Genomic DNA, 17,873 nt, shown 5'->3' with positions numbered 1-17,873 from the left:
TACGGAAGAGGGCGTGATGGCGGGTCAGGGTTTGTCCACTGACGAGGTTCAGGGAATCCGGGAGGCGCTGGCCGCGGGCCGCAAGCCCCGGGTGGTGTTCACCGAGACGGCCGGGCAGATCGCCGGGCAGCTCGGGCAGGTGGTGGAGCTGACCGACCCGGAGGCGTCGGAGGAGTTCGTGGTGGTCCGGTTCGGCCGCGACGAGCTGCCGTTCTCCCCCGCCGACGTGGCGATCGCCCCCAAGGGCGGCGGGCGGCGTCCGGCCGCCGAGCCGAAGCCGGAGCCGGAGCAGCCGCCGGCCGCGCCGGAGCCCGCGTTCGTGCTCGACACGCCGCGGGTGCCGGCGCCGCGCCGGGAGGAGCCGAAGGCCGAGCAGCCGCAGCCGGAGCCGAAGCCGGCGAAGCGGGCGGCGAAGGCCGCCAAGCCGAAGACCCCGGCCGGGCTGACCGTGACGCTGGCCTACGCCGAGGGCGAGTGGACGGTGGCCGCGCAGCAGGGCACGAAGGCGCTGGCCCGGCCGTACGTGGTGAAGCCGGCCGAGGCGCTGCGGATGGTGGCGCTGGTGGACGTGCCAGGGGTGCAGGAGGCGGTGGAGCAGATCATGGCGGCCGAGCGGGCCGAGGCGGAACAGCAGGCGGAGAAGCTGCGCGCCGAGCTGGCCGAGATCGAGGCGCGGCTGGCGGAGTTGCGCGAGGCGCGCTGAGCCCGGAACGTCCCGCGGGGCCGGTGCGACCCCCTCGCACCGGCCCCGCGTCACCCCTGCGCCCACAGGTCGATCAGTGTTGCGGAATGTTATGTACCCCGATTCGGCGGCGGAACACCCAGTACGTCCAACCCTGGTAGGCCAGCACGATCGGAGTGAACACCACTGCCACCCAGGTCATGATCTTCAGGGTGTACGGGGTGGACGCCGCGTTGGTGGCGGTGAGCGTGCCGGCCGCGTCGAGGGTGGACGGCATCACGTTCGGGAACAGCGCGGCGAACAGTGTCGCCACGGCCAGGGCGATCGCCACGGCGGTGCCGGTGAACGCCCAGCCCTCCCGGCGTACCTTGGCGGCGGCCAGACCGCCGAGCAGGGCGAGCGCGGCGCCGACGGCGAAAACGACGGCGGCGGCGCTGGAGCGGATGGTCAGCGTCCAGCTCAGGAACGCCACGGCGGCCACCGCGGTGCCGACGCCGAGCTTGACCGCGAGGGCGCCGGCGCGCTCGCGGATGTCGCCGGTGGTCTTGAGGGCCAGGAACACCGCGCCGTGGGTGAGGAACAGCCCCAGCGTGGTCAGGCCGCCGAGCAGCGCGTACGGGTTGAGCAGGTTGAACAGGCCGCCGACGTACTCGTGGTCGGCGTCCAGGGGGACGCCGCGGAAGATGTTGGCGAACGCCACGCCCCAGAGCACGGCCGGGATCGCCGAGCCCCAGAAGATGGCCTGGTCCCAGCGGCGCTTCCAGGACGCCTCGGACCGCTTGTGGCGGTACTCGAAGGCGACGCCGCGGGCGATCAGGGCCAGCAGGATCAGCAGCAGCGGCAGGTAGAAGCCGGAGAACAGGGTGGCGTACCACTCGGGGAAGGCGGCGAACATGGCGCCGCCGGCGGTGATCAGCCACACCTCGTTGCCGTCCCAGACCGGGCCGATGGTGTTGATCAGGACGCGGCGCTGCCGGTCGTCGCGGCCGAGCACCGGCAGCAGCATCCCGACGCCGAAGTCGAAGCCTTCGAGGATGAAGTAGCCGGTGAAGAGCACGGCCACGAGGAGAAACCAGACGGTCGTCAGTTCCACGGTTGGGCTCCGGGGTGTCAGTAGGCGAACGCCAGCGGGCGTTCGGCGTCGTCGGTGTCGTCGTCGTCGGTCTGCGGGGTGACGTCCGGGACGCCGGCGCGGGCGTAGCGGACCAGCAGCTTGAACTCGACCACCGCGAGGACGGCGTAGATGAGCGTGAACGCGGTGAAGGAGGTGAGCACCTCGGTCAGGGAGACGCTGCGGGACACGCCGTCGCGGGTGAGCATCTCACCGAAGACGATCCACGGCTGGCGGCCCATCTCGGTGAAGATCCAGCCGAAGGAGTTGGCCAGCAGCGGCAGCACGGGCATGACCAGGCCGGCGCGCAGCAGCCACTTGCTGGTGGGAGTGCGGCCCTTGCGCTGGCTCCAGAGCACCAGCAGCGCGATCGCGGCGGCGGCCAGCCCGAAGGCGATCATGAAGCGGAAGCTCCAGTAGGTGACCGGGATGATCGGGGCGTAGTTGCCGGGGCCGTACTGGCTGGCGTACTGGGCCTGCAGGTCGTTGATGCCCTGGACGGTGCCGTTGGGGTCGCCGGTGCCGAGGAACGACAGCAGGTACGGGATCTTGATGGCGAACAGCTCGCGGCTGCCGTCGAGGCTGCCGACGGTGAGCACGGAGAACGAGGCGGGGCTCTCGGTGGTGTAGAGGCCCTCGGCGGCTGCCATCTTCATCGGCTGCACGTCGGTCATGATCTTGCCCTGGATGTCGCCGGTGAGGACCACCAGCGCCGAGGAGACCAGGACGACCCAGGAGCCGAGCTTGGTCGCGAAGCGGTACGCGCCGGTGTCGGCGCTGTCGCGGTTGCGCATCACGTGCCACAGGCCGACGGTGACCATCAGCGACCCGGCGACCAGGAACGCGCCGGCCAGCGTGTGCGGGAAGGTGATCAGGGCGACCTTGTTGGTGAGCACGGCGACGAAGTCGGTCAGCTCGGCGCGGCCGCTCTCCGGGTTGATCCGGAAGCCGACCGGGTTCTGCATGAACGAGTTGGCGGCGAGGATGAAGTACGCCGACAGGTTGGTGCCGATCGCGGCGGCCCAGATCGAGGCGAGGTGCAGGCGCTTGGGCAGCCGGTCCCAGCCGAAGATCCACAGGCCGATGAACGTGGATTCGAGGAAGAACGCCACCAGGGCCTCGATGGCCAGCGGCGCGCCGAAGATGTCACCGACGAAGCGGGAGTAGTCGCTCCAGTTCATGCCGAACTGGAATTCCTGCACGATGCCGGTGACCACCCCCATCGCGAAGTTGATCAGGAACAACTTGCCGTAGAACTTCGTGAGTTTGAGGTACCGCTCGTTGCCGGTGCGGTGCCACATGGTCTGGAGGATCGCCACCAGCACGGACAGGCCGATGGTCAACGGAACGAACAAGAAGTGGTAGACGGTGGTGACACCGAACTGCCAGCGGGCGACGTCCAACGCGTCCACCTGTAAACCCCCAGCTGCGCATACTACGAGACGTAGTAGATACTACTCGTCGTCGTAGCGGAACCAGCAGGGCCGCAGGGCCCCACCCGACCCGGGACCAATGACCCTGATCACCTGGCCGGAGGGCCCGCCGGTCCCGGAATCACGTGCCGGGCACCGGGATCACCCCGGCCCGTGCGACCATCCAGCACTGATGAGCAGCACCCCTTGGCGCGCGCCGCTGCTGTGGCGGGGCGCGCAGACGTTTGCCCGGGCCGCCGTCGGGCTGGTCGGCCGGCTGGAGGTCACCGGCGACGTGCCCGACGCGCTGCGCCACGGCCCGCTGGTCCTGGCCGCCAACCACATCAGCCCGTTCGACCCGGTGGTCCTCGCCGCCGCCTGCCGGGTCCGGCGCGTCGCGCCCCGGATCATGGCCACCGGCGGACTTTTCCGCACCCCGGTGCTCGGGGCGCTGATGCGCCGCGCCGGGCACATCCGCGTCGACCGGGGCACCGCCGCGGTGCACCGCTCCCTGGGGGTCGCGGCCCGGGCCGTCGCCGGCGGCTCGGTGGTGCTGGTCTACCCGGAGGGGCGCATCGGACTCGACCCGGGCATGTGGCCCGAGCGCGGCAAGACCGGCGCCGCCCGGCTCGCGTTCGCAGGCGGCGCCGCGGTCGTGCCGGTCGCGCAGTGGGGCTCGCACGAGGTGCTGCCCTACCGGGCGCCCGAGGGGATGCTGCGCGCGGTGGCCCGGGCGATCGTCCGCCGGCCTGCCATCCGGGTGCACTTCGGCGCCCCGGTGCCGCTGGACGACCTGCGGTCGGACTCCCCCGGCGCGGCCCGGCAGGCCACCGACCGGATCATCGACGCGATCACCGACGACCTGATGGCGCTGCGCCCCGACGAGCCGGACCTGCCGCGCCACGTCGACCCGGGCCGGCCGGTCGAGACCACCCGCGCCCACCGCCGCCACCGCACCGGCTGACGCATCCCGGCCGCGGTGGCGGGTATCAAGGCGCATCCCGTACGCGGAGAGGACCCGGTCATGACCGCTGTTCGAGCACTGGTTCTCAACTGCACCCTGAAGCGCTCCCCGGCGACGTCCAGCTCACAGGTGCTCGGTCAGGAGGTGCTCGACGCGCTCGCCGATCAGGGCGTCGACGGCGAGATCGTCCGGGTGGTCGACCACGACGTGCGCTTCGGGGTCTCCGTCGACGAGGGCGACGGCGACGGCTGGCCCGCGATCCGCGCCAAGCTGCTCGCCGCCCATATCCTGATCATCGCCACGCCGATCTGGCTCGGTCAGCCCTCGTCGGTGACCAAGATGGTCCTCGAACGGTTGGACGCCGAACTGTCCGAGACCGACGACCAGGGCCGCCTGCGCACCTACGGCAAGGTCGGCGGGGTGGCCGTGGTCGGCAACGAGGACGGCGCACACCACACCATCGCCGAGGTGCAGCAGGCCCTCAACGAGGTGGGGTTCACCTGCCCGGCCGCCGGGGCCACCTACTGGGTCGGGGAGGCGCTGCACAAGACCGACTACGTCGACGCCCGCCCCAAACCCGACACGACCGGCCGCACCACCGCCGCGCTGGCACTCAACAGCGCCCACCTGGCCCGGCTGCTCGCGGAACGGCCGTACCCCCCGCCCGGAGCCCGGGACGCGGGCGTCGGACCCAGCGGCCGGCCGGGCTGACCCGGGTCAGGTGGTGGCGCGCAGGCGCTCGTCGAGCGCGTCCAGGTCCGGTACGAACCACACCTGGTCGTGCCGGTTCGACTCGGCCACCAGCGCGCGCAACGCGCCGCTGCGCGACAGGTGGGCGGAGATGTCACCGACGATCGCCAGGCGTAGCCGGTAGTTGACGAACTTCTGCATCACGTCACCGGCGAAGCGGGTGCCCAGGGTGAAGAAGCCGGGATCGAGCCGGGCGGCCGGCACCGCGACCACCGTCGCGCCGAGGAACGCCGCGCCGATCAGGTCCAACGCGTCGCGTTCGGTGGCGATCGGCGGGCCGTCCGGGTCGCAGACCAGCACCTGCACGCCGGCGCGCTCCTGCATCAGGTCAGCCACGGCCGCGCTCCCCGCCGCCGAGCAGGCCGTTGCCGCCGTCGAGCACCCCGTCGAGCAGGCGCAACAGGTCCGCGGTGTCGGTGAGGTCGCCCAGGATCACGATCGTCATGCGGTACCGCTCCTCGTCGTGGACCGTCTGCACCCGCACTGGACGGTCCGGGTCGTGGTGGGTGTTCACGCCGGCCAGCACCAGCGTGGCGAGCCGGTCGGCGGCGGCCCGGTCGACGCCGTCGAGGCGGACGACGCTGGACACCTCCGCCCCCGGCGCCGCCGCCCGCGCCGGCCGGCCGGTCAGCGCGTCCAGGTCCGTGCGGGCGATCCGGTACTGCTTGCCGATCCGGGTGGCCCGCAGCCGCCCGGATCGGATGTAGCCGCGCACGGTGCGCACGTGCAGGCCGAGCAGGTCCGCAACCTGCTCCACCGAGTACATGTCATTACTCATCGCACCCTATGCTAGCCGGGTTGGGGAAGGATAGGTAATTTCCCCGCCCGGCCATGTGTGCGCCATCCACGCCGGGCATACTGCCCGCGTGCAGCCCCGTCACGGCTACCTCGACGCGCCCGCGCCGCTGGCGTTCGCCCACCGCGGCGGCGCGGCCGACGGCGACGAGAACACCGCCGCCGCGTTCGCCCGTGCCGTCGCCCTGGGCTACCGGTACGTGGAGACCGACGTGCACGCCACCGCCGACGGCGTACCCGTGGTCTTCCACGACCCGACGCTGCGCCGGGTGACCGGCGAACCGCGCCGCATCGCGGATCTGCGCTGGGCCGACCTGTCGTCGGTACGCGTCGGCGGGGCCACCCTGGTGCCCCGCCTGGACGAGGTGCTCGACGCCTGGCCGCAGGTGCGGTTCAACATCGACGTGAAGGCCGACGGCGGCGTGGAACCCACTGTCGCCACGGTCGCCCGGGTCGGCGCGAGCGACCGGGTGCTGCTCGCCTCGTTCAGCGACGCCCGGCTGACCCGGCTGCGGGCGCTGGCCGGGCCGGAGGTCGCCACCGGCCTCGGCATGCGCGGGGTGACCCGGCTGCGGCTGGCCTCGCTGCACGGAAGGCCGGTGCGGCTGCCCCCGTCCGTGGTGGCCGCGCAGGTGCCCGTCTCCTTCGGGCGGCTGCCGGTGGTCGACAAGCGGTTCCTCGCGTACTGCCACCGGATCGGGTTGCAGGTGCACGTCTGGACGATCGACGAACCTGCCCAGATGCACCACTTACTTGATCTTGGTGTGGATGGCATCATGACCGATCACGTCGGCGTGCTCCGCGACGTCTACCGCAGCCGCGGCCACTGGGCCGCCTGACCCCCCGAGGACGACCCCCGATGGCCGATACGGTCACCCCCGCCGTCGCCGACCCCGCCGGACCGGGCAGCACCCGCCGCGAGCGCACCGGCTGGTACTTCTACGACTGGGCGAACTCCGCGTTCCAGACCACAGTCATCACGGTCTTCCTCGGGCCGTTCCTCACCACCGTCACCGAACTCGCCGCCGGCTGTGAACTGGGCGCGGACACCTGCGACGGCGCGGTGTACCCGCTGGGCATCAAGGTCGCCGCCGGCTCGTTCTACCCGTACCTGATCTCGCTGTCGGTCTTCCTCACCGTGTTCGTGCTCCCGGTGGTCGGCGCGATCGCCGACCGGTCGGCGCACAAGAAGCGGCTGCTCGCCGCCGCGGCATTCACCGGCGCCGCCGCGACCATCGCGTTCGCGTTCGTCACCGGCGAGCGCTACCTGCTCGGCGGCGCGCTGTTCCTGATCGCGAACATCTCCTTCGGCGCCGCCGTCGTCGTCTACAACTCGTTCCTGCCGCAACTGGGCGGCCCGGACGAGCGCGACGGCATCTCCAGCCGCGGCTGGGCCATCGGATACCTCGGCGGCGGACTGCTGCTCGCGCTGAACCTGGTCGCGGTCACCATGCTCAGCGAGGAGGGCAACGCCCAGCGGACGCTGGACCTGGCCCGCTGGTCGATCGTGTCGGCCGGCGTGTGGTGGGCGGCGTTCACCCTGGTGCCGCTGCGCTGGCTGCGCGAGCATCCGACCGAGGCGGCCCGCCGGGACGGCAGCGGCGCCAACGTGCTGACCGACGGGTTCCGTCAGCTCGGGCACACCCTGCGGGAGATCAAGAAGTACCCGCTGACGCTGTACTTCCTGCTCGCGTTCCTGGTCTTCAACGACGGCATCCAGACCGTCATCACCCTCGCCAGCCAGTACGGCACCGAGGAGCTGCGGCTGGAGCAGAGCACCCTGATCGTGACCATCCTGCTGGTGCAGTTCCTCGCCTTCGGCGGCGCGCTGGCCCTCGGCGCGCTCGCCAAGCGCATCGGCGCCTGGAAGACCGTGCTGCTGTCGCTGGTGCTCTGGACCGGTGTGATCATCGCCGCGTTCCGGCTGCCCGCCGAGGCGCCCGTACCGTTCATGATCCTCGGCGGTTGCATCGGCCTGGTGCTCGGCGGCAGCCAGGCGCTGAGCCGGTCGCTGTTCAGCCAGCTCATCCCGGCCGGCAAGGAGGGCGAGTACTACGGCTTCTACGAGATCAGCGACAAGGGCACCAGCTGGCTCGGCCCGCTGGCGTTCGGCCTGGTGTTCCAGCTGACCTCGTCGTACCGGGTGGGTCTGGTGTCGCTGCTGATCTTCTTCGTGGTCGGTTTCGCGCTACTGGCCGCCGTGCCCATGCGCCGGGCCATCATCGCCGCCGGCAACACCCCGCCCCGGGTGCTCTGACCCGCCGCGTCCCGACCTGCGGATCATCGCGGGCCCGATCCGGCGGCGTCGATGGACTAGGCTGCCCCGACGTGACCGACGACGCCGCCCCGACCTGCCTGGCCCGCCCCCTGCCGGGGCCCGGCGACGACCGAGCCGCCGGCTGCGCCGCCGCGCGCGGCGTCGACGGCCGGCCGCTGCACGCCGCCGCGTTGAAGTTCTTCTGGGGGCCGATGGACTGCGGCAAGTCCACCATGGCGTTGCAGATGAACCACAACCACGCCCGGCAGGGCCGCCGCGGCCTGGTCACCACCCGCATCGACCGCTCGCTCGGCCCGCAGGTCACCACCCGCATCGGCCTGGCCCACGAGGCCGTCGAGGTCACCGACGACCTCGACCTACGCGTCCTGGTCAGCGACGCGTGGGCCGAGGGGGTACGCGTGGACTACCTGATCTGCGACGAGGCGTCGTTCTACAACCTCGAACACATCGAGCAGATGGCCGAGCTGGTCGACCGGTTCGACGTCGACGTCTTCGCCTTCGGCCTGGCCACCGACTTCCGCTCCTGCCTGTTCCCGGCCGCGCAGCGGCTGTTCGAGCTGGCCGACGAGGTGGCCCGCATCCAGATCGAGGTGCTGTGCTGGTGCGGCCGGGAAGGGCTGCTCAACGCCCGCGTGGTGGGCGGCCGGGTGGTCCGCGAGGGCGCCCAGGTCGTCATCGGTGACACCGTCGACACCGCCGACGTGCGCTACCAGGTGCTGTGCCGCCGCCACTACCGCTCCGGCGACCTCGGCCCGCGCGCCTGAGCCTCAGAACGGATCTCCGCAAACCCGCCAGCCGTCGCCCTCCGGCACCACCGGCAGCTCACGTTCCTCGCTGCCGCCGCCGTCACGGTTGATCCGCACGACCACCGTCCCGCGCGGCCGGCCGGACCGGGTCGCCACCGACACGTCGACGATCTCGTAGCCGCTGACCTGCGGCGGGGTCCGCACCCAGCTCGCGAAGCCGGTCTTGCTCCACTTACCTCGGGCCTCGGCGCACAGCCGCTCGTACGCGGCGTCGGTGTCCCCGGACGCGACGTCGCGGAAGAACCCGTCGGCGGTCTCCCGCACCGGCCCGTCGGCCTGGAACACGACCTGCGCGTTCCACACCGCCAGACCGGCCACCCCGATCAGGCAGGTGCCCACGCCGAGACCGGCGATCAGCACGCCCGCGCGTAGCGGCCGGCGACGCCGGGCCGGGTGCTGCCACTGCCGCTGCCTGCCCATCACCGTCGACGGTAGGCAACCGGAGGCCGACGCGCAGCCGGTTACGACGCGCGGCTGTACCTGACAGGAGGTGGCAGGCACCGGCGGCAGACTGCCGGCATGACAACTCACGCCGACATCGCCATGATCAGCCTGGACAGCTCCGACCCGGCCGCGCACGCCGCCTTCTACGCCCACGCGCTCGGCTGGGAGATCACCCACAGCGAGGCCGAGTACGCCATGATCACCAAGGACGGCACGTCGATCGGCTTCGGCCTGGTGCCCGGGTACGCGCCACCGGCCTGGCCGGACGACAGCGGCAGCAAGCGCTACCACCTGGACCTCTACGTCGACGACGTGACGGTCGCGGAGAAGGACCTGGTGGCGGCCGGCGCGACCCGGCCGGACTTCCAGCCCGGCGGCGAGCGGTGGACCGTGCTGCTCGACCCGATCGGCCAGCCGTTCTGCCTCTGCCCCCGTCCGCAGGGCTGACCGGTCAGCGCAGCGGGCCGCGGAGCACCGCGGCCCGCATCGCGGCCGGATCACCCGCCGGGACGTACTCCAGCCACCACGTGGCCCCCGCCTGCGCGAGCTGAGCCAGGTAGGCCCGCTCGGCACGCTCGTCGGGACGGCGCCGCCGGCCGCCGACGGCCACGTCGAACGGCTGGCCGTCCGCACGGCGGGCCGGCAGCGCGGCGACCAGGCCGGCCACCTCGTCGGGCGTGAAGTCCGACCAGCCGTCGGTGTCGGTCAGCTTGTAGGGCACGATCCCGTCCGCCCGGGCGGCGCGCCGCAGCACCGCCTTCGCCTGGGTGCTGCCGCCCACCCAGACCGGCACCCGGGGCGACTGCACAGGCGGGGGACGCAGCGCCACGCCCTCGGCCCGGTAGTGACGCCGTGGTGCGTGACCGGTTCGCCGCCGAGCAGCCCGACCAGCAGGTCGAGGCCCTCGTCGAGCATCGCGGCGCGGGTCTTGAGGTCGGTCGGCTCGCCGAACGCGGCCAGGCCCCGGTCGGCGGGGTCGCCGACCCCGACCGCGACGCCGGCCCGGCCGCCGGAGAGATGGTCGAGGGTGAGCACCTCCCGCGCCAGCTTCGCCGGACGACGTCGAGGCAGCGCGGTGACAGTGGTGCCCAGCCGCACCCGCCCGGTGCGCCCGGCCACCGCGGCCAGCACCAGCCAGGGATCCCAGGTGGGCGGGTCGTCCCCGGCGTGGTGCACGAGGTAGTCCTCCAGGAACACCCCGTCCCAGCCGGCCCGCTCCGCCAGCTCACCGAGCGCCACCAGCTCGGCCACCGTCAGCGTGCCGCCACCGCAGGCGATCTCCAACCCGTGCCGCATGGCGGCACCCTACGGCGGGGGTGCGACGGTCAGCCGCGGCGGCGGGCCCGGGCCGCCCAGATCGTGTACGCCGGGTCGCGGTCCAGGTTGTGCCGGTCGCGGTCGTAGCGGCGGGTGGTACGCGGATCGGCGTGCCCCATCGCGTCCTGCACGTCCTCCAGCGGCACCCCCTCGGAGCGGGCCGTGGTGGCGAACGCGTGCCGCAGCGAGTGCGGGGACAGCTTCGCCCACGCGGCGATCCCGGCGCGCTGCGCGAGGCGGCGTACCAGCCGGAACACGGCGTGCCGGTCCAACCGACCGCCGGTGGCGGTGACCAGCAGCGGACCGGTCAGCTCCGGCACCGTGACACCCTGCGCGGCGGCCCGTACGGCCAGGTAGGCGTCGACGGCGTACGCGGTGCCCGGGGTGAGCGCGCGCCGGCGTACCTTGCCGCCCTTGCCGACGAAGCGGACGCTGCGGTGACCGCGCTCGGTGCCCAGGTCGGACACGTCCAGCGCGACCAGTTCCCCCACCCGCAACCCCAGGTCGGCCAGCAGCGCGACGGCGGCCCGGTTGCGCGCTGCGGCCGGGCCGGTGTCGGCCTCGGCGGCGGCGATCAGCGCGTCGACCTCCTCGGGGGTCAGGCCGACGGTGGCGGAGTGGTCCCGGTCCACGCGCGGCCGGTCCGCCGCCGACACCGGGTTGGCCGGAACCGCGCCCAGCTTGACCAGGAAGTCGTACCAGCTCGACAGCGCGGACAGCCGGCGCGCGACGGTGGCCGGGGTGAGCGGGCGTCCCGCCGGGCCGCGGGGCGTGGACTCCAGTTCGCGGCCGTAGGCGTTGACGTCGAGGAAGGTGGCCCGCAGCGGGTCGACGGCGTGCTCGGCGCACCAGCTCAGCCAGCCGGTGACGTCGCGGCGGTACGCGTCGCGGGTGTGCTCGGACAGCCGCCGGTTGCGTAGCCACGCCTCGGTGATGTCGGCCGGACCGGCGGGCAGTGCGGGGCGGGCGCGGGGCAGCACCTCGGGGCGAAGCATGTGAGAAAGGCTCTCAGTAAGCGCGGGGTTTCGCGACGAGGCGCGCTGTCGCGGATCCGGGTTACCGTCACCGGGTGCGTGCCAGCCGGCTGGTCTCCCTGCTGTTGCTCCTACAAACCAGGGGGAGGATGACCGCCCACGAGCTCGCCGACGCCCTGGAGGTGTCGGTGCGGACCGTCTACCGCGACGTCGAGTCGCTCGGCGCCGCGGGTGTCCCGGTGTACGCCGACCGGGGGCCGGCCGGCGGCTACCGGCTGCTGGAGGGCTACCGGACGCGGCTGACCGGGATGACCGGCCCGGAGGTCGAGGCGCTGTTCCTCGCCGGCCTGCCCGGCCCGGCCGCCGAACTGGGCCTCGCGTCGGTGGTGGCCGCCGCCGAGCTGAAGGTGCGTGCCGCGCTCCCCGGTGAGCTGGCCGACCGCAGCGGCCGGATCCGGCAGCGGTTCCATCTGGACGCCCCCGGCTGGTTCCGGCGCCCGGAAGCCACCCCGCACCTGGAGGCGCTGGCCGGCGCGGTCTGGCGGGACCGGCTCGTGCGGCTGCGGTACCGGCGTTGGCGGGCGCCCCGGGAGGTGACCCGGCTGGTCGCCCCGCTGGGCGTGGTGCTCAAGGCGGGCCGCTGGTATCTGGTGGGCCGGTGCGAGGAGCAGGTACGCACCTACCGGGTCGGCGCGGTCCTCGACGTCGAGGTCACCGACGAGCCGTACACGCGGCCCGACGACTTCGACCTGGCCGCGTACTGGCGGGAGTGGACCGCCCGCTACGAACGCGACGTCTACCGTGACCAGGCCCGCATCCGGCTCACCGTGGCAGCGCTGGAGTTCATGCCGTACGTGTTCCCGCCGGAGATGAGCCGGGCCGCCCGGGCCGCGGCCGGTGAGCCCGGCCCGGACGGATGGCTGGAGACCACTGTGCCGATCGAGTCGGTCCGGCACGCCCACACCGAATTCCTGAAGCTCGGTGCCGAGGTGGAGGTGCTCGCCCCGGCGGCGCTGCGCGACCGGTTCACCGCGACCGCGCACGCGCTGACCCGGCTCTACGGCGAGGCGGGGTCGGCCGGTGCTCCGGCCTCCCCCGCGTCGGCGTGACGTGCTCAGACGGTGGTGAGCTGACGGCGGCCGTTGCCCTCGGCGGGTGTGGCGACCGCGATCCGGCGGGGCTTGGCGCGCTCGGCGATCGGGATGCGCAGCGTCAGCACCCCGTTGTCGTAGCCGGCCTCCAGCCGGTCGGTGTCGAGCGTGTCGCCCAGGAACAGCTGCCGGGTGAACGTGCCCATCGGCCGCTCGGCGGCGACCAGCTCGACGTTCTCCCCGGTGGGGCGGCGTCGCTCGGCGCGGACGGTCAGCACGTTGCGCTCGACGGTGCAGTCGATGCTGTCCGGGTCCACGCCGGGCAGGTCGAAGGCGGCGTAGAAGTGGTCACCGTCGCGGTAGGCGTCCAGGTGCATCACGGCGGGCCGGGCGGTGGTGCCGAAGAACTGCTCGGCGATCCGGTCGATCTCGCGGAACGGGTCGGTACGCATCAACATGGCTCTTGCCTCCTCGGTTCTCCTGACCCAAGGTCTTAGGTTGAGTCCGGGTGACTCAAGTTCCTGGTTCTGTTTTAGCGCGCCTCCGCCGTGTCGTCAACTCGGCTCGGAAGCGTCTTCTCGAACCAGTGCTGCGCGTACGGGCCGTTGTTGAAAGCAGGGATCTCCCGGTAGCCGAGCCGGGCGTACAGGGCGCGCGCCTCGACCAGGTCCGAGCGGGTGTCCAGCCGGATCCGCGCCGCTCCACCGGCGACCGCGTACGCCTCGATCGCGTCGATCAGCACCGCGCCGCCGCCGGCGCCCCGGTGCTCCGGGCGCACGTACACCCGGGTCATCTCGGCCCAGCCCGGCTCCCACCTCAGCCCGGCGCACCCGGCGACCCGTCCGTCGCGGCGGGCCAGCACCAGCAACCCGGTCGGCGGGGCCAGGCCGTCGCTCGGGTCCTCAGCCAGCGCGGCGTCCACCTCACCGGGCTGCTCCGGGCGGGCGTACCAGCGGCGCACCATCTCGGCCATGTACTCGCGCAGCATCAGCGTCGCGTCCGGCTCATCCGGGCGCACGACCTGCGTGCTCCAGCCGCTCACGGGCCGGTCCGCCAGTAGACGCCCTGCTCGCGGGTGAGCAGCATGTCGTCGATCAGGTAGCGGCGCAGCGTCACGTGGTCGGCCTCGCCGCCCTCGCACCACCGGCGCAGCAGGTCGTCCACCTCCCGCTCCGGATAGCGCCGCCCCGGCTCGAAGCTGCGCTCGGTGATGTGCTCCAGCAGGACGCGGCGGCGTCCCCGCTGCGCGGGCAGCCGGGTCAGCACGCCGTCGCGCAGGAAGGTGCGCAGGATCGTCTCGCGGGGATTCGCCGCCGGCGCCGCCGGGGACGCCGCCGCGGCCCGGGCGAACTCGCGCAGCCGTTCGGCGTCGACCCGTAGCCCGCCGCCGTCGTCGGCGAGCACACCGGCGTCGGTGAGACGGCGTACGGCCACCGCGGCGTCGCGGGCGGGCAGTCCGGTACGGGCCACCACGGCCGGCACGTCCCGGGCGCCGAGCACGATCGCGGCGAACACGATCCGGCGGCGCTCGTCGGCGAGCGCACCGGCGAGGGCTTGAGCGGTCATAGCGGGCAGCCTGCCAGCAACCCACCGGATCCGGCGAGGCGTTTTCCGGCCGCCGCCGCCCCGGTGGCGACGCTCCAGGTCACTTCCGATCGCGTTCACAGCCGCCGGTGCATGACGTGCAGCCCGACCAGTCTCCCCGTCGGGTGCGCGAACGCCTCCGGCACGGTGCCGATCACGGTGAATCCCAGCCGCCGGTACAGCGCCACCGCCGCCGTGTTGGTCTCCACCACGGCGTTGAACTGCATCGCGGCGAAGCCCTGCCGCCGGGCCCAGTCCAGCGCCTCCGTACACAGCGCCCGGCCCACGCCCCGCCCGCGGGCGTCCGCCGCGACCATGAAGCTCGCCGTCGCCACGTGCGACCCCGGCCCGGGCCGGTTCGGGCCCATCTTCGCGGTGCCGCGCACCGCGCCGTCGTGGTCCACCGCGACCGAGGTACGCCCCGGCGGGCGCTCCACCCACACCTCGCGCGCCGTCTCCGGCGGCCATGCCGGATCGTACGCGAACGTGTCGGCGGCGGTGAGGACGTCGGAGACGATCGGCCAGACCTTGTCCCAGTCGGCGTCGGCATAGTCACGGATCCGCATCGTGAGGCACGCTAGCCGCGGTCCGGCCCATCGGCCAACGGTTTCCGTCCATCATGCTGCGCACCGCCGACACCCGCCCGGGACCTGCGGCGTCCGTGACCCCAGATCTGGGACATCGAGGTACGCCACGGCTCCTGAATACTTGTCGTCATGCTCTGGGGAGTCAGCGGGCCGATCTTCCTCCTCGACTACCTCGGCGCGGTCGCCGTGGCCGTCGTGATCGCCCTGGCGGTACGCGAACTGACCGGCCGCCGTACCCGGGGCGCGACGCCCGACCGGGTCGAGTTGGCGTACCTGACCGACCGGGCGCTGCTGGCCTGCCAGGTCGGAGTGGCGGCGCTGCGTCGCACCGGAGGGGTCGAAGTCGGTGAACTCGCCACCCTGCAGGCACAGGGGCGGCCCCCGGCCGGTTCGCCCGCGCTGGTGCGCGCCCTGCACTCCGCGCTGCGCCGCCCGCAGACCTGGGCGGCCGCGCTCGCCGACCCGGACGTCGGCCGGGCGCTGCGCCGTACGGTCGGGCGGCTGGTCCGCGACGGCTGGCTGCTCAGCCGCGCGCAGCGGCGGCGGATCGCGCTGGGTACGGTGCCGCTGTTCGCGGTTGCCGTGGCCGGCCTGACCCGGCTGGTGGACAGCGCGGTCGAGGGGCGCTCCGCGGGCGGCCCGGCCTCGGTCGCCGGGCTGCTGCTGTGCTGCCTGGCCACCGCGCTCGGTGGCTGGTGGTTGACCGAGGTGCCGGAGACCGGCGCCGCCGCCCGCCGGCTGCTGCGAGGGCTGCGTCGCGAGCACGCCGACCTCGACCCGGAGCGCCGCCCGAGTTGGCAGGGCCGGGACACCGACACGCTGCTGACCGGCATGGCGCTGTTCGGCCCTCGGCCGCTGCTGGCCGTGGACCCGGCGTTCGCCGTGCAGGTGGGTGTCGACCCGGAGCGCGACCGCCCTCGCCCCGACCGCAAACCCGCCCGCCGCTGACCAGCCCTCCCCAATTCTGGTCGATCATGAAGTTGGCGGTGCCTGATGTCCGTTTTGCCCGGCATTGATTCATGGTCGACGAGTGGGTGCGGCGGGCCGGGTTTCCTTGTCTTGAGCGCCGGGAAGGCTCGGACATGGCCGAGACATTCGTGAGCGAAGACCTGAAGACACTGCAGGCGATTGCGCGCGGGGCCGGGATACAGGAGGTCGACCGCCTGTCGCCGGACCAACTGGTCGAGGCGCTGCGCCGCGCCGGGGTGACGAACGGTACGCAGGACCAGTGGCCGCCCCAGCCGATCGAGGATCCGGCGCACCTGGCCGGGCTGCCCCGCAGCTCGCTGAAGCAGGGCGACGAGAGTACGGGTGGACGCGCCGCCGAGGAGGCGATCGGCGCCATGCCCGGCGAGTCCGGCACCGAGATCAACGACCGCACCCGACGCTGACCGTACGCACCAAGGGGCCGCCCCCGGTGATCCCGGGGGCGGCCCCACGCCCGCTCGGACGCCTCAGTGCGTGCCGGCGGCGGCCGCCGCCTCCTCGCGGGCCCGGCGCTCGTCGCCGCTGAGCGTGTTCAACGGCTTCTCCTTGATGAACAGCACCACGATCAGGGCGAGCAGGGCGAAGGGCGCGCCGATGAGGAACATCTCCGACGTGGCGGTGCCGTAGACGTCCTGCACGATCCGCAGCACCGGCTCCGGCAGGGCGGACAGGTCCGGCACCTCGGCCGAACCGCCGCCGGCCGCGATCGGCCCCAGCCGCTCGACGGTCAGCGAGGTCACCCGGTTCGCCAGGACGGCACCGAGCGCGCTGACCCCGATCGCGCCGCCCATGCTGCGGAAGAACGTCAGCACCGAGGTGGCCGCGCCGAGTTCGGCGGCCGGCACGTCGTTCTGCGCGGCCAGCACCAGGTTCTGCAGGAGCATGCCCACGCCGACACCCAGCACCGCCATGTACACCGACAGCACCGGCACGCTCGTGTTGGCGTCGATGGTGCTCAGCAGCAGCATGCCGACGGTCATCACCGCGGCGCCCGCCACCAGGAACCGCTTCCAGCGGCCGTGTTTGGTGATGAGCTGGCCCGCCACTGTCGAGGAGACCAGCAGGCCGAGCACCATCGGCAGGCTCATCAAGCCGGCCGTCGTCGGCGACTTGCCCAGCGAGGTCTGGAAGTACTGCGACAGGAACACGGTGCCGCCGAACATCGCCACACCCACGAGGATGCTGGCCACAGTGGTGAGGCTGACCGTGCGGTTGCGGAAGATGCCCAGCGGGATGATCGGCTCCTCGGTACGGGACTCGACGAACACGGCGAGCGCGAGCAGCGCCAGCCCGCCGCCGACCAGCAGCGCGGTCCAGCCGGAGGCCCAGTCGAACTTGTTGCCGGCCAGCGAGGACCAGATCAGCAGCGTGGACACGCCCGAGGTGATCAGCAGGGCGCCGAGCCAGTCGATACGGACCTTGCGGCGGACCACCGGCAGGTGCAGCGTCTTCTGCAGCAGCGCGATGGACAGCAGGCTGAACGGAACGCCGATCAGGAAGCACCAACGCCAGCCGAGCCAGGACGTGTCGACCAGGACGCCGCCGATCAGCGGGCCGGCGATGGTGCCGACGCCGAAGACGGCGCCGAAGATGCCGGCGTACCGGCCCAGCTCACGCGGTGGGATCATGGCCGCCATGACGATCGTGGCGAGCGCCGTCATGCCGCCCGCGCCGATGCCCTGGATGACCCGGCTGAGCAGCAGCACCTCGACGTTCGGGGTGAAGCCGGCGATGAGCGAGCCGACCACGAACAGGCCGAGGGACAGCTGGATCAGCAGCTTCTTGCTGTAGAGGTCGGCCATCTTGCCCCACAGCGGCACCGTCGCGGTCATCGCCAGCAGCTCGCTGGTGACGATCCAGGTGTAGACGGTCTGGCTCCCGTTGAGGTCGGCGATGATCCTTGGCAGCGCGTTCGCCACCACCGTCGAGGCGAGGATCGCCACGAACATGCCGACCATCAGGCCGGACAACGCCTGGAGGACCTCCCGGCGCGACATCCGCGTACTCGTCTCGGCGGGCGGAACAGTGGCGGTGGTCATCGGACTCCTTGTCTTGTGCACGGGCGAGCGGCCGCGCGACGGCGGCGGCCGG

General features: G+C 72.8%; 23 protein-coding genes. 10 read left to right on the top strand and 13 right to left on the bottom strand.

The window, feature by feature from the left end; translation table 11 throughout:
* Positions 1-16: 16 nt before the first annotated feature.
* Positions 17-703 carry a DUF6319 family protein gene (locus tag ACFYO8_RS23465; RefSeq protein WP_355047570.1) on the top strand — a complete coding sequence of 229 codons (687 nt, stop codon included), beginning with the start codon at positions 17-19 and terminating at the stop codon, positions 701-703.
* 73 nt (positions 704-776) lie between these two features.
* On the opposite strand, the gene cydB is transcribed toward ACFYO8_RS23465, so the two are convergent.
* Together cydB and ACFYO8_RS23455 are read right to left on the bottom strand one after the other, a co-directional pair.
* Complete coding sequence (gene cydB / locus ACFYO8_RS23460; protein ID WP_355047590.1) at positions 777-1,775, bottom strand: cytochrome d ubiquinol oxidase subunit II; 999 nt, start codon at positions 1,773-1,775, stop codon at positions 777-779.
* Between the two features lie 17 nt (positions 1,776-1,792).
* Positions 1,793-3,205 (bottom strand): cytochrome ubiquinol oxidase subunit I, encoded by a 1,413-nt coding sequence (locus ACFYO8_RS23455; RefSeq protein WP_354869381.1) that lies wholly within the window; start codon positions 3,203-3,205, stop codon positions 1,793-1,795.
* A gap of 193 nt (positions 3,206-3,398) precedes the next feature.
* On the opposite strand from ACFYO8_RS23455, the gene ACFYO8_RS23450 reads away from it, so the two are divergent.
* Together ACFYO8_RS23450 and ACFYO8_RS23445 are read left to right on the top strand one after the other, a co-directional pair.
* Positions 3,399-4,169 (top strand): lysophospholipid acyltransferase family protein, encoded by a 771-nt coding sequence (locus ACFYO8_RS23450; protein WP_387188455.1) that lies wholly within the window; start codon positions 3,399-3,401, stop codon positions 4,167-4,169.
* 60 nt (positions 4,170-4,229) lie between these two features.
* On the top strand, positions 4,230-4,880 hold the full coding sequence (locus tag ACFYO8_RS23445; RefSeq protein WP_355047592.1) for an NAD(P)H-dependent oxidoreductase: 651 nt from the start codon (positions 4,230-4,232) through the stop codon (positions 4,878-4,880).
* A gap of 6 nt (positions 4,881-4,886) precedes the next feature.
* Here the strand turns inward: ACFYO8_RS23445 and ACFYO8_RS23440 are convergent, their stop codons facing one another.
* Together ACFYO8_RS23440 and ACFYO8_RS23435 are read right to left on the bottom strand one after the other, a co-directional pair.
* Entirely contained in the window at positions 4,887-5,255 is a 369-nt protein-coding gene (locus ACFYO8_RS23440; RefSeq protein ID WP_354869382.1) for a DUF4180 domain-containing protein, read from the bottom strand.
* A complete protein-coding gene (locus ACFYO8_RS23435) occupies positions 5,248-5,697 on the bottom strand; it encodes a helix-turn-helix domain-containing protein (protein ID WP_354869384.1) in 450 nt (149 codons plus the stop codon). Before ACFYO8_RS23435 ends, ACFYO8_RS23440 begins: the two co-directional genes overlap by 8 nt.
* Positions 5,698-5,785: 88 nt before the next feature.
* Between ACFYO8_RS23435 and ACFYO8_RS23430 the strand changes: the two genes are divergently transcribed.
* From ACFYO8_RS23430 to ACFYO8_RS23420, 3 genes are all read left to right on the top strand, one after another.
* Positions 5,786-6,553 (top strand): glycerophosphodiester phosphodiesterase, encoded by a 768-nt coding sequence (locus tag ACFYO8_RS23430; protein ID WP_354869386.1) that lies wholly within the window; start codon positions 5,786-5,788, stop codon positions 6,551-6,553.
* A 20-nt stretch (positions 6,554-6,573) separates the two neighbouring features.
* Positions 6,574-7,971, top strand: coding sequence for an MFS transporter (locus tag ACFYO8_RS23425; RefSeq protein ID WP_354869388.1), 1,398 nt, complete (start codon positions 6,574-6,576; stop codon positions 7,969-7,971).
* A 98-nt stretch (positions 7,972-8,069) separates the two neighbouring features.
* On the top strand, positions 8,070-8,756 hold the full coding sequence (locus tag ACFYO8_RS23420) for a thymidine kinase (RefSeq protein ID WP_387188514.1): 687 nt from the start codon (positions 8,070-8,072) through the stop codon (positions 8,754-8,756).
* Positions 8,757-8,759: 3 nt separating this feature from the next.
* Here the strand turns inward: ACFYO8_RS23420 and ACFYO8_RS23415 are convergent, their stop codons facing one another.
* Positions 8,760-9,218 carry a hypothetical protein gene (locus ACFYO8_RS23415; protein WP_387190082.1) on the bottom strand — a complete coding sequence of 153 codons (459 nt, stop codon included), beginning with the start codon at positions 9,216-9,218 and terminating at the stop codon, positions 8,760-8,762.
* Positions 9,219-9,317: 99 nt separating this feature from the next.
* On the opposite strand from ACFYO8_RS23415, the gene ACFYO8_RS23410 reads away from it, so the two are divergent.
* Entirely contained in the window at positions 9,318-9,689 is a 372-nt protein-coding gene (locus ACFYO8_RS23410) for a VOC family protein (RefSeq protein WP_387190079.1), read from the top strand.
* Between the two features lie 4 nt (positions 9,690-9,693).
* Here ACFYO8_RS23410 and ACFYO8_RS23405 read toward each other — a convergent pair whose 3' ends face one another.
* Genes ACFYO8_RS23405 through ACFYO8_RS23395 form a run of 3 tightly spaced genes read right to left on the bottom strand, consistent with a single transcriptional unit; the run spans position 9,694 to position 11,554 of the window.
* Complete coding sequence (locus ACFYO8_RS23405) at positions 9,694-9,963, bottom strand: hypothetical protein (protein WP_387190076.1); 270 nt, start codon at positions 9,961-9,963, stop codon at positions 9,694-9,696.
* Positions 9,948-10,538 (bottom strand): LLM class flavin-dependent oxidoreductase, encoded by a 591-nt coding sequence (locus tag ACFYO8_RS23400; protein ID WP_387190073.1) that lies wholly within the window; start codon positions 10,536-10,538, stop codon positions 9,948-9,950. Before ACFYO8_RS23400 ends, ACFYO8_RS23405 begins: the two co-directional genes overlap by 16 nt.
* A gap of 29 nt (positions 10,539-10,567) precedes the next feature.
* A complete protein-coding gene (locus ACFYO8_RS23395) occupies positions 10,568-11,554 on the bottom strand; it encodes a tyrosine-type recombinase/integrase (protein WP_387190070.1) in 987 nt (328 codons plus the stop codon).
* A gap of 74 nt (positions 11,555-11,628) precedes the next feature.
* Between ACFYO8_RS23395 and ACFYO8_RS23390 the strand changes: the two genes are divergently transcribed.
* Positions 11,629-12,642, top strand: coding sequence for a YafY family protein (locus ACFYO8_RS23390; RefSeq protein ID WP_354869400.1), 1,014 nt, complete (start codon positions 11,629-11,631; stop codon positions 12,640-12,642).
* A gap of 5 nt (positions 12,643-12,647) precedes the next feature.
* Here ACFYO8_RS23390 and ACFYO8_RS23385 read toward each other — a convergent pair whose 3' ends face one another.
* The 4 genes from ACFYO8_RS23385 to ACFYO8_RS23370 form a co-directional block, all read right to left on the bottom strand.
* A complete protein-coding gene (locus tag ACFYO8_RS23385) occupies positions 12,648-13,082 on the bottom strand; it encodes an Hsp20/alpha crystallin family protein (protein WP_354869403.1) in 435 nt (144 codons plus the stop codon).
* 74 nt (positions 13,083-13,156) lie between these two features.
* Entirely contained in the window at positions 13,157-13,666 is a 510-nt protein-coding gene (locus ACFYO8_RS23380) for a GNAT family N-acetyltransferase (RefSeq protein WP_354869406.1), read from the bottom strand.
* Entirely contained in the window at positions 13,663-14,190 is a 528-nt protein-coding gene (locus ACFYO8_RS23375) for a DUF2087 domain-containing protein (RefSeq protein WP_354869409.1), read from the bottom strand. Before ACFYO8_RS23375 ends, ACFYO8_RS23380 begins: the two co-directional genes overlap by 4 nt.
* A gap of 95 nt (positions 14,191-14,285) precedes the next feature.
* Positions 14,286-14,774, bottom strand: coding sequence for a GNAT family N-acetyltransferase (locus ACFYO8_RS23370; RefSeq protein WP_354869411.1), 489 nt, complete (start codon positions 14,772-14,774; stop codon positions 14,286-14,288).
* 150 nt (positions 14,775-14,924) lie between these two features.
* Here ACFYO8_RS23370 and ACFYO8_RS23365 point away from each other — a divergent pair, with 150 nt between their 5' ends.
* Positions 14,925-15,743, top strand: a complete 819-nt coding sequence (locus tag ACFYO8_RS23365) for a TIGR04222 domain-containing membrane protein (protein WP_387257527.1) — start codon at positions 14,925-14,927, stop codon at positions 15,741-15,743.
* 134 nt (positions 15,744-15,877) lie between these two features.
* Positions 15,878-16,186, top strand: coding sequence for a hypothetical protein (locus tag ACFYO8_RS23360; RefSeq protein WP_387190142.1), 309 nt, complete (start codon positions 15,878-15,880; stop codon positions 16,184-16,186).
* 63 nt (positions 16,187-16,249) lie between these two features.
* Here ACFYO8_RS23360 and ACFYO8_RS23355 read toward each other — a convergent pair whose 3' ends face one another.
* Positions 16,250-17,821: an MDR family MFS transporter gene (locus ACFYO8_RS23355; protein WP_387190059.1), complete on the bottom strand. Its 1,572-nt coding sequence runs from the start codon at positions 17,819-17,821 to the stop codon at positions 16,250-16,252.
* Positions 17,822-17,873: the final 52 nt, after the last annotated feature.

The organism is Micromonospora sp. NPDC005257 (assembly GCF_042872445.1).
Lineage (GTDB): Bacteria > Actinomycetota > Actinomycetes > Mycobacteriales > Micromonosporaceae > Micromonospora.
The sequence above is the reverse complement of the archived record's forward strand: the minus strand, read 5'-3'. Positions and strand labels throughout refer to the sequence as shown.

Bases quoted from the DNA above. Each gene is read 5' to 3' on its own strand.
- ACFYO8_RS23445 (WP_355047592.1), top strand. From the start codon at position 4,230: ATGACCGCTGTTCGAGCACTGGTTCTCAACTGCACCCTGAAGCGCTCC.
- ACFYO8_RS23365 (WP_387257527.1), top strand. From the start codon at position 14,925: ATGCTCTGGGGAGTCAGCGGGCCGATCTTCCTCCTCGACTACCTCGGC.
- ACFYO8_RS23400 (WP_387190073.1), bottom strand. From the start codon at position 10,538: ATGCGGCACGGGTTGGAGATCGCCTGCGGTGGCGGCACGCTGACGGTG.
- ACFYO8_RS23370 (WP_354869411.1), bottom strand. From the start codon at position 14,774: ATGCGGATCCGTGACTATGCCGACGCCGACTGGGACAAGGTCTGGCCG.
- ACFYO8_RS23415 (WP_387190082.1), bottom strand. From the start codon at position 9,218: ATGGGCAGGCAGCGGCAGTGGCAGCACCCGGCCCGGCGTCGCCGGCCG.
- ACFYO8_RS23410 (WP_387190079.1), top strand. From the start codon at position 9,318: ATGACAACTCACGCCGACATCGCCATGATCAGCCTGGACAGCTCCGAC.
- ACFYO8_RS23385 (WP_354869403.1), bottom strand. From the start codon at position 13,082: ATGTTGATGCGTACCGACCCGTTCCGCGAGATCGACCGGATCGCCGAG.
- ACFYO8_RS23375 (WP_354869409.1), bottom strand. From the start codon at position 14,190: ATGACCGCTCAAGCCCTCGCCGGTGCGCTCGCCGACGAGCGCCGCCGG.
- ACFYO8_RS23395 (WP_387190070.1), bottom strand. From the start codon at position 11,554: ATGCTTCGCCCCGAGGTGCTGCCCCGCGCCCGCCCCGCACTGCCCGCC.
- ACFYO8_RS23425 (WP_354869388.1), top strand. From the start codon at position 6,574: ATGGCCGATACGGTCACCCCCGCCGTCGCCGACCCCGCCGGACCGGGC.
- ACFYO8_RS23360 (WP_387190142.1), top strand. From the start codon at position 15,878: ATGGCCGAGACATTCGTGAGCGAAGACCTGAAGACACTGCAGGCGATT.
- ACFYO8_RS23355 (WP_387190059.1), bottom strand. From the start codon at position 17,821: ATGACCACCGCCACTGTTCCGCCCGCCGAGACGAGTACGCGGATGTCG.
- ACFYO8_RS23465 (WP_355047570.1), top strand. From the start codon at position 17: ATGGCGGGTCAGGGTTTGTCCACTGACGAGGTTCAGGGAATCCGGGAG.
- ACFYO8_RS23435 (WP_354869384.1), bottom strand. From the start codon at position 5,697: ATGAGTAATGACATGTACTCGGTGGAGCAGGTTGCGGACCTGCTCGGC.
- ACFYO8_RS23450 (WP_387188455.1), top strand. From the start codon at position 3,399: ATGAGCAGCACCCCTTGGCGCGCGCCGCTGCTGTGGCGGGGCGCGCAG.